The sequence below is a fragment of the Fluviispira vulneris genome (assembly GCF_014281055.1).
GTDB classification, from domain to species: Bacteria; Bdellovibrionota_B; Oligoflexia; order Silvanigrellales; family Silvanigrellaceae; genus Silvanigrella; species Silvanigrella vulneris.
In genome coordinates this window covers 257,133-270,998 of sequence record NZ_JACRSE010000006.1, presented here as the reverse complement: position 1 = coordinate 270,998, position 13,866 = coordinate 257,133, and the positions used below count along the sequence as shown (strand labels likewise).

The following is a 13,866-nucleotide window of genomic DNA, read 5'->3' as shown; positions in this document are numbered from 1 at the left end:
TCGGCATAGCCTTATCTTTAACTCGAGTGCTTATAAGCGGTGCTAATGAAGGAGCCGTATGCCTTAATTGGGCAAGTACGGTTCTAATGGGGTTGCACAGTGGTAACACTGTGCTTCTACCTACTCACTTTTTTATTTCACCATTTCTTAAAAGACCAATATTGACTGCCGCTTTATCTTCTTTGGGTTCCATCGGAGATATTATGAAAAAGATTACAGAAGACGAAAATCTAAAGTTCTCTAAAAATAAATAATTATTTATCTATATCTACTATTTATTTTTTTAATTTCACCACTCTTGCGCATGCTAGCAATAATATCATTCAGTTTTTTAATAATAGAGTCATCTGTATTTTTATTAAATGCAGCATACATTTCAACCTTTTTAAAGGTAAATACAGGTGTTATTTTTCCAGCATTTTCTTTTTTAGAAATCCATGGCGCAAGATCAGATCCAGAGGCCCATAAATCTATTTTGTCAGTTTGTAACTTTATAGCATTTTGTGTTTCATTACTAGCAAGCAATAGGTTTTTTCCTTCGACAAAACCTTCTTTTAATAGAAAGAGAACTTTCGCATCACCAGTGTAGCCACCAACTGTATGCTTTTTTGCATCCTCTAAACTCGATATTTTAATTTTCGAACCACTTTTAGCAAAAAATACCCAACTATTTTGAGCTATAGGGCCTACCCATTTAAATAATGCCTCTCTTTCTGGTATTCTTGAAGTGGAATATACAGCTGTGTTTTTTTCGTCTAAACCCATTTGATAAGCCTTTATCCAAGGCATTAAGGCAAGAGTAAATTCTATATTAGCTTTTTTCAGTGCTGTTGTTATAATATCTGTGCTAGATCCTATTATTTTCCCCCCTTCTTCCATGTTAAAAGGAGGATAATCTTCTGTGACTAAAGCTATTTTGTCAGCAGCTATCGCATTGAGCGATAAAATAAATAATTTGATAATAGTAATATATTTTATAATACTTTTTAAAAAAAGCATTAGTCCTCCAAAGGGCGGGTTAGTATCTTATTCAAATTAGATTTTAAAAAAAATAATAAGATTATAAAAGTTAAATTCGTACAAAATAATGACGTTAGGTATTATCTAAAAAAATATGCTAACTTTTTACATCTTCAATGATTATTTAATTTATTATTTCTTTGAAAATCTAATTTCTTTGTTAAATTTAAAGTTTTTTCTATCTCTAATGAAGAATTTAACTTTCGATAACTTTTGTTAATTTAGCTAAATTTCCCACTTCTTCTGCAAATACTGGAAATCAATTTTCGCCCCTCAGCTCCTGCTGCATTACATGAAATCAATTCAGGTTTGGAAATAATTTCATTAATAAAAACCGAATTTCAAGTTGACACTTTTTCACCATTTATTAAAAGACCAATATTGTCTGCTGTTTTTTCTAATTTCTCGCTTTGCATGACGAGATCTGAAGAGGATTCTGAAGTGGAATTTACAGCATTTTGACTTTTTTGTGTGGCTTTATCAATATTAGACATTGCTAATGATATTTGCCTTACGCCAATTTCTTGTTCCCTTGTCGCATCGGATATCTGCTGGATAACGTTTGCCATCGTTGCGATGTCGCTCGATATCGCATGAAAAGATTCTGTAGCTTCAGCAGTAACTTTTTTCCCTTCACTCACTCTTTCTTTAGTAAGTCCAAGTATTTTATTCACTTGTTCTTGACTAGAGGTAATCAGAGCTTGTATCTCCTGCGCGGATTTTCCACTGATTTTAGCTAAGTTTCCAACTTCTTCTGCAACGACGGCAAACCCTTTACCATATTCCCCTGCTCGTGCAGATTCAATGGAGGCGTTTAAAGAAAGCAGTTCAGTTTTTGAAACGATATCATTTATGACAGCAGTTTTAGTATTTATTTGATTTATAATATCTGCAATATTCTGTAATTCATTGTTTGAATCTTGAATCGTATCCATAGCAGATACAAGCATTTGCATGGTCTTCTGCCCAGACTCTGTTTTAATTGATGCTCCTGAAGCAACATTTGTCGATTCTTTTGCATTTTCAGCTGTCCTATTAACCATGCTTGTAATTTCATTGATAGCAGCACTGGTTTCATGTATAGAAGCTGCTTGTTCACTTACGGATTCGGATAATATATTCGCTCCGCTTTTCAGAGAAGAAGCTATTTCTGCTGTTACAACGCTTTGGTTTTTTAGATTTTCGTAAGCAATATGCAATGATCCAGTTGTATTTCTAATAATAATAAAAATAAATAGAGAAATTAAAACCGAAGAGATAATAATGCTTGTCATAGCTATATTTGTGATTGTTGTTAAGTATGCTCCTTTTTCTGTTGATTTAACTCCACCATTATAATTATAAACAGCAAGTTTTTTTACTGCTGCTTCTAATTCAGCAGCCGCTTTTCTTGCAACAGAGAGAACATATTTGATTGCTTCTACCTTTTTACCTTCTTTATTGATTTCGATTGCTTTCCTGCAAGCATCGTCATATGCTTTCCATTTCACGATAATATCATCTAGAAGTGCTTTATCTTCTGGGGTGCTGACAAGTTTTTTATATTTTTCAAGAGCGCTGTCAATATTATGACCATATTTATCTAGAGCTTTTATATCTTCTTCTTTAACTTTTTTCTCTTCTTCGCCAGAATTTATCAATGAAGTGCTTAATAAACCAATAATTCTTCTTGCATATTTACCTATTCCCTCACTCATTTCACTAGTGGATAAAACACTTGGAAGCCAGCTTTCACCTGTTTCATGAGCGTAGGATTGGGTTTTATTTATCATTAAAATTGTATATAATCCACTTACAATAATGAGTATAAGTAAAGTAAAAATGGAAGAATTTAATTTGAAAGACAAACTTTTTTTTGCCATAGTCTTTCCTTCGTTTTTTTTGCAAAATATTGATTTCATTATACTATTAATATTAAATAGATAACAAAAAGCAATTTTAAAGAAAACTTTCACACACATAAAATGGTAACAGTTTTTATTTGAACATAAAAGGGACTTCAAATGGACCTCAAATGGACTTCAAAGAGATAAGTTGACTTTAAGCTTCTATGGAGTTTGCTAAAGGAATTTAAATGGAAGGGATATCTTTTGTATGACTGTAAAGTAATAAATCTATTTATCATGAATTTTGAAGTGAGATCATATATTATGTAAAAATTAATTGTATTAGATTGAATAAGTTTGTTAAAATTGAACGCATTTTTGGATTTAAAAATTAATTCTTTTATCGATGAATTATATTAAAATCAAAAAATTATATTTTTAAATATCACTTACCATATATTTCATCGGGAAAAAATCTCTGTGAGCTTTACTCTATGAGACCAGCTTAAATATGAAATAGTTAAAATACAAATTGCGATGATAGGTGCTAGAATTATAAAAAATGGGTCTTTTGCGTTTATATGTGAGACAATGGCTGCGATATAATCAAAACAAAATCCTGCATAAGCATGTTCTTTTAGGCGAGGATATTTTTTTTGAATAAGAGCAATGCTGCCAATAAATTTAAATCCACCTAACATATGAGCAAAATATGCCTCATAACCTAAACGGCGGAGTGTATCAAGCATCGGTGGGGCACCAAATATTAATAAAATAGAAAAAATAAACATAGGCAGAGCTAGAGAAAAAGTGCTGATATTATGCAGGTAATTAATCTTATTATTTTTCATTCTAGTCTTCAAAATATTAAGTTTAAGCTTTTGATCCCATAATAAGAACTTCAATATCTTTTGCAGTTTGGTCGAGTTTATTACTTTGTTCTATAAGGTGCAGAGAAGACTCCCGTGTTGTATTTACCGCACTCAAACAACTTTGTGTAGCACGGTCAATCTGATCCATCGCAGTGGAAATTTGTCTGACCCCAATTTCTTGCTCGTGAGTGGCATCGGAAATCTGTTGTATTACAGAAGTCATATTAATAATATCTTCCGAAATTTTGATAAATGAATCCTGAGCTTCGGTTGTAACCTTTTTCCCGTCTGTAACTCTTGAAATTGTCAATTCGAGAATATTGTTAACTTCACCCTGACTTTTGCGAATAAGTTGTTGAATCTCTTTTGCCGATTTTCCACTTACTTTTGCAAGTTTTCCAACTTCATCAGCAACCACTGCAAAGCCTTTTCCGTGTTCCCCTGCCCGCGCTGACTCAATGGAGGCGTTGAGGGATAAGAGTTCTGTCTTATTAACGATGTCGTTGATAACTTTTGTTTTTGTATTAATTTCTGCAATCACATCGGCTATATTTTGCAATTGACTGCTTGACTCCTGAATGGTGTCCATGGCGGTGACAAGACGTTGCATGGTTATTTGTGCTTCTTCTGCTTTAGCTGCAGCTCCTTTTGCGACTTCATTGGAGTGTCTCGCATTTTCGGACGTGCGATTGACCATACTGGTGATTTCGTTGACAGCTGCGGTGGTTTCATGGACAGCAGCTGCCTGACCATTGGCTGCATCGGAAAGCGAAGCAGAACCATTTTTAAGTTCAGAAGCAATTGTGCCAGTTGAAATACTCTGATCTTTTAATTTTAATACAGCTGTCGATATAGCTCGTGTCGATTTTTGAATGAGGCGGAAAATGACAAATGAAATAAGTAAACAAAGGACAATTATAATTGTCATGGTAAGTGTTGTTATAAAAGTTAAATTCGCTCCTCTTTTTGTTGACTCGATTGCTAAATCATAATCATTAGCTATCACGTCCGCAAAACCATCAGTCAATTTTTTCAGAAGAGCATCACCTTCATCGAACATTAATTTTAGAGCTTCTCTATTATTGCCTGCATTGCTGAGCTCAATATATTTTTCTGAAACTTCTTTGTATTTTATGTAATCTACTTCAAATTGTGCAAGTTGCTTTTTTTCGTTTTCATCGAAAACATATTTTTTGTAAATAGATAAAAGTTCTTTAATTCTTTCATGGTTTTTAATGAGTGTTTTCCTATTTGCTTCTTTAAATTTAGGTTCTTCTGAAGCAAGGGTACGCAATTCATTTCTTCTTATTAACCCAAGTCCTGTTTGAATTTCATAGGCAAAGTGAAAGCTAGGCAATTCATCATCACCCGTGTCATTGGCAAACTCTTGTGTTTTATCGATCATAAAAATAGAAAATGAAGCAGATCCTAATATGATGAGCACAAGCAATATAACGGAAATATAGAGTTTAAATGCTAGGCTTTTGTGAGCCATATTATCACCCTTTACGTAACAGCGCCTTTAACCAATAGCTCGATATCTTTTGCCGTAATATCTAGGCTATCGCTTTGTTCAACCAGTTTATTTGACGACTCTGCAGCTCCTGTACTTGCTGCTTGACTGTTCTGAGTTGCTTTATCAATCTGAGTCATAGCAGTTGCAATTTGTCTTACACCAATTTCTTGTTCGCGTGTTGCTTCGGAAATTTGATGAATTACATTGGTCATGTTTGTAATGTCGTCTGAAATTTGGAGGAAAGACTCCTTGGCTTCGGTTGTGACTTTTTTTCCTTCGGATACGCGTCCTTTAGTCACTTCAAGGATCTGATTGACCTGCTCAAGGCTTTTATTAATTAGGTCTTGTATTTCGCTGGCGGATTGACCACTCATTTTTGCGAGTGTCCCAACTTCTTCAGCCACCACGGCAAAGCCTTTGCCATATTCACCAGCTCGCGCTGACTCAATTGAAGCGTTGAGGGAAAGAAGCTCAGTTTTTGCGACAATGTCGTTGATAACCGCTGTTTTTGTATGAATTTGTCCAATAATTCCTGTAATGTTTTGTAATTGAACATTAGATTCTTGAATGGTATCCATTGCTTTGACAAGTCTTTTCATTGTGGCTTGTCCTTCTTCTGCTTTTTCTGAAGCAGCCTTAGCTACTATTGTGGATTGGGTGGCATTTTCAGTGGTGCGATTGACCATACTCGTGATTTCATTGATCGCAGCGCTAGTCTCATGGATAGATGCCGCTTGTTCCGTTATGGATGAAGAGAGTGAATTGGAACTCTTTTTTAACGTAACAGCTATTTTATTAGTTGCTACACTTTGTACTTTTAAATTTTCAATGGCTTTTGAAACTGAGCCCATTGAAGTTTTTATGATAATAAATATGATTAGTGCAATCAAACCAGTTGCACTTATAATAGCTATCATAGTTACCGTTGTAATACTTGTTAAGTTAGCCCCTAATTTCGTCGATTGTACAGCGCCTTTATAATTAATATCTATCAGTTTTTCGAGAGATGTTTCCATTCTCTCGATGAGAGCATCTGTGGTTTCACGTATGAGATTGAGAGCTTCTTTTGCTCTCCCTTGTTTGCCAAGTTCCACAATTTTTACATTCAAACTTTTGTATTTTTTCCAATCTTCTTGCAGTTTAGCAAAAGATTCTCGCTCGGTTTCTGAAGTAATATATTCTTGATATTGTTTGCCAAGTTCTTCAATATGATCGGTTTCTTTTTTCCATTTTTCTATAAATAATTTTCTATTCTGTTCATTTTGCGCAACCATGATCCGCAATGTGCTTTGCCTCAAAAGGGTGAGATTGTCTAAATATTCGTGGGCAATCCGGATACTGGGTAACCAAAAGTTTTTTGTTTCTGCAGCATAACTTTGGGTTTTATTGATCATAAGAACAGTGTAAATAGCCGAGAGCAATACTATAATCAGTATAATAATAACAGAGGTATACAATTTATAGGCTAGGCTTTTTCTATTCATCACTCATCCTTAAGTAAATAGAATCTTTTTATTATCCGTGTGAATCTTCCATAACTTTACCTTTAATCAGAATTTCAATATCTTTTGCGGTCGTATCGAGTTTGTTACTTTGTTCAACCAGATTGTTTGACGACTCGGAAGTTGTATTTACTGCTACCTGACTGTTTTGAGTCGCTTTGTCTATCTGTGACATGGCTGTGGAAATCTGTCTGACCCCGATTTCTTGTTCACGAGTTGCTTCTGAAATCTGTTGAATCACGTTTGACATATTCGAGATATCTTCTGAAATATGCAAGAATGACTCTTGCGCTTCGGTCGTAACTTTTTTTCCGTCAGCAACACGTTCTTTTGTGATGTTCAGGATCTGATTGACTTGCTCTTGACTTGTTGTAATCAGTTCTTGGATTTCATGAGCTGACTTACCACTTATTTTAGCAAGGTTACCCACTTCTTCAGCCACCACAGCAAAGCCTTTGCCATATTCACCAGCACGGGCAGACTCGATGGACGCATTGAGTGACAAAAGTTCCGTTTTTGAAACGATGTCGTTGATGACAGCTGTTTTGGTATTTATTTGATTGATTATCACAGCTATGTTTTGCAATTGACCACTGGATTCCTGAATGGTTTCCATTGCCTGAACAAGTCTGAGCATGGTTTTTTGCCCTTCTTCTGCTTTGTCCGAAGCACTTTTAGCGACGTTTGTGGATTCCTTAGCATTCTCAGCGGTGCGGTTGACCATGCTGGTGATTTCGTTGATGGCAGCACTGGTTTCGTGAATAGAAGCGGCTTGCTCCGCCACGGAATCGGAAAGGGACTGGGAGCTTGATTTTAACTCTCCAGCTATCTTACTTGTTGTAACACTCTGTTTTTTTAAGTTTGTCACAGCAGTGGAAATCGAGTTGGTTGAAACTCGGATAATTTGGAAGATAATAAGTGATACAATAATGGATGAAATCACAATTGCAGCCATGGTAAAGTTTGTGATTGCAGTTAAATTGTTCCCTTTAGTGGATGTTTTTACTCCGTTGTCATAATTGTATTTTGCCAGTCTATCAATTTCTTTTGTTACAAGAATTGCTTGACCTTTTGTGTTTGCTTGATAGTGCTCTAAACCAAGAATAGGTTTTTGCTTTGCGAGTTCAAGATCTTTTTCTGTAAATTCAATATACTTTTTCCATTCTTTATCTAGAGCTTCTACGATTGCTTGTTCTTCAGGCCCAGAAGATAACGTTTTTTTGTGAGTTTCGAGCTGGGTCTCAAAATTCTTTTTCCAAGTCGCTAAATCATCCAAATTAGCTTTTAGATTCTGCAATCTATCGCCCAAGTAAGTGGCAATGACAAGAACTTCTCGACGTGAGAACTTAGTCATTTCATTGCCCATTATTGCGGTTGAGTTAACGCTTGGGAACCAATTGTTAGCCACATCGTCGGCATAACTTTGGGTCTTGTTGTTCATTAGGATACTATAAATCGCAGATGTGAGAATAAAGGCTAACAAGATAAGGAACGAGGTATTGAGTTTAAAGGCTAAACTTTTATTGTTCATAATGCTGAACTCCACTTTCGAGCTTCATGAGACCGATGCACAATTATAAATCGGATGTGGATTTAAAAACTAAAGTTTCAAAATGAATTATTTGTCAATTTTTATTTAGAATTAACACTATGCAGTCTTTAGCTCTTATATATATCTTAGCATTCCGCATGCATTATGTTTGGCGAGGGAAGAATAGAGTTTTGCCAGAGCTTTGACTATTTAAGCAGAATATTATCCTTAAGAAGCTCCCATCACTTTTCCTTTTATTAAGATTTCAATATCTCTTGCTGTGGAATCGAGTCTGTTACTTTGTTCGACGAGGTTATTCGAGGAATCAGAAGTTGTGTTTACAGCCACTTGGCTACTTTGCGTGGCCTTATCTATTTGTGTCATGGCAGTGGAAATCTGTCTGACCCCAATTTCCTGTTCACGGGTTGCATCAGAAATCTGTTGAATGACGTTAGACATATTAGAAATGTCATCGGAGATTTGAAGAAAGGACTGCTGCGCTTCTGTCGTCACTTGTTTTCCTTCTGTTACCCTATCTTTGGTTAAATTTAATATACTATTGACTTGTTCTTGGCTTTTAGTGATCAGTTCCTGAATTTCATGCGCAGATTTCCCACTTACTTTAGCAAGGTTACCCACTTCTTCTGCCACGACCGCAAAGCCTTTGCCATGCTCTCCTGCTCGTGCAGACTCAATTGAAGCATTCAAAGATAAGAGCTCGGTTTTCGAAACAATATCGTTTATGACTGCGGTTTTACTGTTAATTTGGTTAATAATCACAGCAATATTCTGTAATTGTCCACTGGACTCCTGAATTGTTTCCATGGCTTGAACAAGCCTGAGCATGGTTTTTTGTCCTTCTACTGCTTTGTCGGAAGCACTTTTAGCAACGTTTGTGGATTCCTTAGCATTCTCTGCCGTGCGATTGACCATGCTGGTGATTTCGTTGATCGCAGCACTGGTTTCGTGAATAGAAGCAGCTTGTTCTGTCACAGAGTCAGAGAGAGATTGTGAACTTGACTTTAACTCACTCGCTATTTTACTGGTTGACACGCTTTGTTTTTTTAGATTCGTCACGGCCTGAGAAATAGAGTTTGTCGATTTTAGAATGATTTGCAGGATAAGCAAGGAAATGATAATTGAGGCAATAACAATAGATGTCATTGTGAAGTTTGTGATTGCTGTTAGGGAATTGCCTTTTGTGGATGAATTGACTCCGCCATCGTAGTTGAACTTCCCAAGATCTGCGAGAGCTTTGGACATAGTAACAGCAATTTTTAAGGTTTCCGATTGATATCTTTCAAATGCTGCTGCAGGATTTTTAGTCAGTAAACTTCTATCTTCGTCAGAAGAGTCAATATATTGCACCCAAATTTTATCGACAAGATCGATTAATTTCAGTTCTTCTGGACTCGAAACCAGTTGCTTTTTGTGCTTTTCTATGAGAGATGTCATTTCATTTTTCCAGCTTTCATGTTGATCGAGAAATTCCTTTTTTAATTTATTTTGCTGATTAAAGGCATAATAAGTTAAAATAGCCAGATTCCTACGAGAATAATTGGCAAAAGTATTGCTTAATTTTGCAACAGAGTCGACGCTTGGGAACCAATTGTTTGCTACGTCGTCTGCATAGCTTTGGGTTTTGTTATTCATAAGTATACTATAAATTGCGGAACTTAAAATAAATAACAAAAGGATTAGGAAAGAAGAAATAAGCTTAAATGCAAGACTTTTATTTTTCATGAGTTTTAACTCCACTTACATTGATTCTCTTTTTTATAAAATTATTATTAAAATTTACAAATAAAAATTAACTAATTTGAATTACATCAAATTTTTTAATATTTACTATTAAAATAGATCTTAACAATTTCTTTGCGAAATTATTTAAAATTCAGGTTCTGAAATTTTGACGGATATTTCCTATCTTTTCGGAAATGTTCGAAGACAGACTTTTTTTAAATCTGATAAGGCGGATAAAGTTGGGATTTGTTGTGCTTTTTTTAAGACAGGTGTATTAAAAGTATGAGTATCAGAAATTTTATGATCTAAACATAACCAGGAGTGTGGGAATGAAACAAGTTGGTCTCTTGCCTTTAACCGTCCTCAATGACGAAGAAACACTTTTTTTTAGTTCCGTTCAGGATTTTGCCAAAAAAGAAATATACCCACATATTACTGAAATGGATGAAAGTGAAACTCTCAATCCAAAAATAATTGAAAAGATCTTTTCCATGGGGCTGATGGCAATCGAAGTGCCAGAAAAATACGGCGGATCGGGCGGTTCTTTTTTTCAAGCGATTTTAGCAATTCAAGCAATTGCTCAAGTTGACCCGAGTGTGAGTGTGTTTGTTGATGTGCAGAATACTTTAGTGGAAAACGCACTTATGAAATGGGGTTCGGAGCATATAAAATCAAAGTATTTTCCTCAGATGGCTCAAAAGAAAGTTGGATCTTATTGTTTAACGGAACCGCACAGTGGCTCCGATGCCTTTGCTTTGAAAACCCGTGCAGTTGATAAGGGGAGTTATTATGAATTAAATGGTAAGAAAGTCTTTATTACCAATGCAAAAGAAGCAAGTTTATTTCTTGTTTTCGCCAACGTGAATCCGGAATTAGGATATAAAGGTATCACGGCATTTTTTGTTGAAAAAGAAATGCCAGGTGTTTCGTTAGGGCGTAAAGAAACAAAACTTGGAATTCGTGCAAGCAGTACCTGTGAAGTTATATTTGAAAATGTTAAGGTACCAAAAGAAAATATCGTCGGCGAAATTGGGAAAGGATATAAAATATCCATTGAAACATTAAACGAAGGACGGATTGGCATAGCTGCACAAATGTTGGGTTTGGCTGAAGGAGCACTTGCTGGTGCGATGTCTTATGCTAAGCAGCGCGAACAATTTGGCAAACCTCTGTCCGCATATCAAGGGATACAATTTCAAATAGCAGAAATGGCGACACGGATTGAAGCAGCTCGTCTTCTGGTTTATAATGCAGCTCGGTTAAAGGACGCTGGAAAAAGCTTTGTCAAAGAAGCTGCCATGGCTAAGCACTTCACAAGTTCTGTTGCTGAATTTGTTTCAAGTCTATCGCTTGAAATTTATGGAGGTTATGGTTTTGTTAAAGATTTCCCCGCCGAAAAATTTTATCGAGATGCCAAAATTGGTAAAATCTACGAAGGGACTACGAACATGCAGTTGCAAACTATTTCAAAGATGATACTAGATTAAACGTGTTGTTTTTTTAGTTTTAATTGGAGTGCATCTAACAATGAATATAAAATCTCTTTCAATGTCTTTAAGCTCAATCATTGCGACCACTTTAGGAGCAGGTCAAGCACTTGCCCAAGACGCAACCAGTGCAACAGCCCCCATACAAGTTCCCGCAGGAGCAGCTGCGGGTGCAGCTCCTGCAGGCGCAGGTTGGCTCAATTTTGCTCTCATCGGTGGGATGATCCTCTTTATGTGGCTCTTTGTATTCCGTCCACAAGCAAAAAGAGCAAAAGAGCAAAAAGCTTTCTTGGCATCTTTAACAGCTGGTTCCGAAGTGATCACCGCAGGTGGAATCATTGGTACTGTTGTTGAAGTGAAAGAAAATATTGTTTCTCTAAATGTCGGCAACTCCACAGTGCGCGTTCTGAAAAGTTCCATTTCAGGAAGACTTGATTCTGCCTCTACAGCTGTTCCAGCAAAGTAAGAGTCGGTTTTGCTTCTTAAATAGAAAAACCGCCCGCTCGCATAGGGTGGGCGGTTTTTTCTTTTTTGCAAAGATTTTTTAAATTGATAGACATTGGGTGAACTTATGCAGAACAAAAGCTCCATGCCACCAATGTGGTGGATTAAGAGTGTCATTATTCTTTGTGCACTTGTATTTGGTATAATTTATACACTTCCATCTTTTTTCGGTAGTCCTTCTGAATGGCAAAGAGATGCAAATGGCGTGCCCACAAAATGGTATGAAAGATGGTCTGAAAATCTTTTACCAGCGGCTCGAATCAATTTAGGGCTCGATTTAAAGGGCGGATTGTCTCTTACTCTCAATGTTGAAGTTGAAAAAGCTATTCAAGACTCTATTCATCGCTCCATTTCTCTTGCGAAAGACTCTGTTGCTTCTGAAGGAGTGAAAATCACTTCCTATAAAGTCAATCCTGACCTGTCCACAGTTGTAGAACTCGACAACATCGCAAAAGCACAACTCGTACAAAAAAGAATACAAGAGCAAACTCTGCTGGTTTTATTCGATAAAATTGAAGGTAAGACCCTTTATTTTCAAGCAAATCGCAGTTATATAGGCGATTATGAAAAACAACTTATGCAGCAAGCCATCAACACCATACGCAATCGTATTGACCAATTTGGTGTGGCTGAACCCAATATTTTCCAAGCTGGTAACACCCGCATTATGGTTGAACTGCCAGGTATGTCGGACACCGAAAGGGCTAAGCAACTTTTAGGTAACACGGCACAGTTGGACTTTAGGTTAGTGCTCAACAGCATACCACAAGGGCAATTGCCACAGTTGCTTGAGGAAGCACGGAAAGAACTGAAAATCCCGGAAGATGCCAATCAGCCTGAAACGATTGAAACACTTTCACAGTGGTTACGTGACAAAAATAAACTCCCGAAAAATTCAACAATTATTTTGCATAGGGTGACATCACCTTCTGCACAATCGATCAAAACGATCTCAACTCTTCCCTATTTAGTGGAAGCGCATGCGAAATTAACTGGTGATCTTATTGAAGATGCACAAGCTCAACAATCAACTGAGAATTATATTCCACAATATGTTGTTTCGTTAAAGTTTAAACCACAAGGCGCAAAACTTTTTGGGGATATTACGACCGAAGCTTTTAAACCGAACAATGCACCGCATCAAGTTGCAATTATTCTTGATGGCAATGTGCAGAGTGCTCCGGTTGTAAACTCACCAATCACCACAGGCAGTGCGCAAATCACCATGGGTAGCAGTACCAATATGGTTGACCAGATGAAACAAGCGCAGGATTTATCTTTGGTATTACGTGCGGGCGCTCTTCCTGCATCTGTAAAAGTTGTCGAAGAAAGACAAATTGGTCCAAGTGAAGGTGCGCAAAATATTCATTCCGGTATTATTTCCACAATCATTGCTGGCATATTAGTGATCGTTATTATGCTTGTTATTTATGGAATTTCTGGATTGGTTGCAAATATTGCCATGCTCTTTAATGTTCTGCTTATTTTAGCATTCATGGCCTTATTTGGCGCTACTTTAACTTTACCTGGTATTGCCGGAATTGTGCTGACAATGGCGATAGCAGTGGATGGCAACGTAGTTATCAATGAGCGTATTCGTGAAGAAATTCGTTCTGGATTTTCACAAAAACAAGCGTTCTACAAAGGATACCATACGAGTTTTCGTACATTAATTGATGCTCACTTTACTTCTGCTGTTGCAGGGATTGTGCTTATTATTTATGGCAATCCAACTGTAAAAGGCTTCGCTGTTACATTGTTAGCTGGTATTATTTGTACTTTATTTACTTCTTATTATGTAACTGAAGTCATTGGCCAGTGGTTGGTTGAAAAAACGAAATTAAAAAGATTTGGTTAAAAAAGAG

General features: G+C 36.4%; 11 protein-coding genes. 4 read left to right on the top strand and 7 right to left on the bottom strand.

Going from position 1 to position 13,866, the window contains the following annotated elements:
* The coding region (locus H7355_RS14755) for a hypothetical protein (protein WP_186649304.1) at positions 1-254 on the top strand (254 nt) is incomplete at its 5' end.
* Between the two features lie 4 nt (positions 255-258).
* On the opposite strand, the gene H7355_RS14750 is transcribed toward H7355_RS14755, so the two are convergent.
* The 7 genes from H7355_RS14750 to H7355_RS14720 form a co-directional block, all read right to left on the bottom strand.
* Positions 259-999: a substrate-binding periplasmic protein gene (locus H7355_RS14750; RefSeq protein WP_186649301.1), complete on the bottom strand. Its 741-nt coding sequence runs from the start codon at positions 997-999 to the stop codon at positions 259-261.
* 362 nt (positions 1,000-1,361) lie between these two features.
* The gene (locus tag H7355_RS14745) at positions 1,362-2,882 is read right to left on the bottom strand and encodes a HAMP domain-containing methyl-accepting chemotaxis protein (protein WP_186649297.1); all 1,521 of its coding nucleotides are present in this window, start codon (positions 2,880-2,882) and stop codon (positions 1,362-1,364) included.
* A 425-nt stretch (positions 2,883-3,307) separates the two neighbouring features.
* Positions 3,308-3,697, bottom strand: coding sequence for a DoxX family protein (locus H7355_RS14740; protein ID WP_186649293.1), 390 nt, complete (start codon positions 3,695-3,697; stop codon positions 3,308-3,310).
* A gap of 22 nt (positions 3,698-3,719) precedes the next feature.
* Positions 3,720-5,213 carry a HAMP domain-containing methyl-accepting chemotaxis protein gene (locus H7355_RS14735; RefSeq protein ID WP_186649290.1) on the bottom strand — a complete coding sequence of 498 codons (1,494 nt, stop codon included), beginning with the start codon at positions 5,211-5,213 and terminating at the stop codon, positions 3,720-3,722.
* Positions 5,214-5,224: 11 nt separating this feature from the next.
* Positions 5,225-6,718 (bottom strand): HAMP domain-containing methyl-accepting chemotaxis protein, encoded by a 1,494-nt coding sequence (locus H7355_RS14730; RefSeq protein WP_186649286.1) that lies wholly within the window; start codon positions 6,716-6,718, stop codon positions 5,225-5,227.
* A 31-nt stretch (positions 6,719-6,749) separates the two neighbouring features.
* Positions 6,750-8,267, bottom strand: a complete 1,518-nt coding sequence (locus H7355_RS14725) for a HAMP domain-containing methyl-accepting chemotaxis protein (protein WP_186649282.1) — start codon at positions 8,265-8,267, stop codon at positions 6,750-6,752.
* 228 nt (positions 8,268-8,495) lie between these two features.
* On the bottom strand, positions 8,496-10,010 hold the full coding sequence (locus tag H7355_RS14720) for a methyl-accepting chemotaxis protein (protein ID WP_186649278.1): 1,515 nt from the start codon (positions 10,008-10,010) through the stop codon (positions 8,496-8,498).
* A 329-nt stretch (positions 10,011-10,339) separates the two neighbouring features.
* Here H7355_RS14720 and H7355_RS14715 point away from each other — a divergent pair, with 329 nt between their 5' ends.
* The 3 genes from H7355_RS14715 (at position 10,340) to secD (ending at position 13,859) form a co-directional block, all read left to right on the top strand.
* Complete coding sequence (locus H7355_RS14715) at positions 10,340-11,497, top strand: acyl-CoA dehydrogenase (protein ID WP_186649275.1); 1,158 nt, start codon at positions 10,340-10,342, stop codon at positions 11,495-11,497.
* 40 nt (positions 11,498-11,537) lie between these two features.
* Entirely contained in the window at positions 11,538-11,963 is a 426-nt protein-coding gene (gene yajC / locus H7355_RS14710) for a preprotein translocase subunit YajC (protein ID WP_222435731.1), read from the top strand.
* 105 nt (positions 11,964-12,068) lie between these two features.
* Positions 12,069-13,859: a protein translocase subunit SecD gene (gene secD, locus H7355_RS14705; RefSeq protein ID WP_186649265.1), complete on the top strand. Its 1,791-nt coding sequence runs from the start codon at positions 12,069-12,071 to the stop codon at positions 13,857-13,859.
* Positions 13,860-13,866 lie beyond the last annotated feature (7 nt).

Coding starts and splice junctions, on each gene's coding strand:
- H7355_RS14750 (WP_186649301.1), bottom strand. CDS start 999: ATGCTTTTTTTAAAAAGTATTATAAAATATATTACTATTATCAAATTA.
- H7355_RS14745 (WP_186649297.1), bottom strand. CDS start 2,882: ATGGCAAAAAAAAGTTTGTCTTTCAAATTAAATTCTTCCATTTTTACT.
- H7355_RS14740 (WP_186649293.1), bottom strand. CDS start 3,697: ATGAAAAATAATAAGATTAATTACCTGCATAATATCAGCACTTTTTCT.
- H7355_RS14735 (WP_186649290.1), bottom strand. CDS start 5,213: ATGGCTCACAAAAGCCTAGCATTTAAACTCTATATTTCCGTTATATTG.
- H7355_RS14730 (WP_186649286.1), bottom strand. CDS start 6,718: ATGAATAGAAAAAGCCTAGCCTATAAATTGTATACCTCTGTTATTATT.
- H7355_RS14725 (WP_186649282.1), bottom strand. CDS start 8,267: ATGAACAATAAAAGTTTAGCCTTTAAACTCAATACCTCGTTCCTTATC.
- H7355_RS14720 (WP_186649278.1), bottom strand. CDS start 10,010: ATGAAAAATAAAAGTCTTGCATTTAAGCTTATTTCTTCTTTCCTAATC.
- H7355_RS14715 (WP_186649275.1), top strand. CDS start 10,340: ATGAAACAAGTTGGTCTCTTGCCTTTAACCGTCCTCAATGACGAAGAA.
- yajC (WP_222435731.1), top strand. CDS start 11,538: ATGAATATAAAATCTCTTTCAATGTCTTTAAGCTCAATCATTGCGACC.
- secD (WP_186649265.1), top strand. CDS start 12,069: ATGCAGAACAAAAGCTCCATGCCACCAATGTGGTGGATTAAGAGTGTC.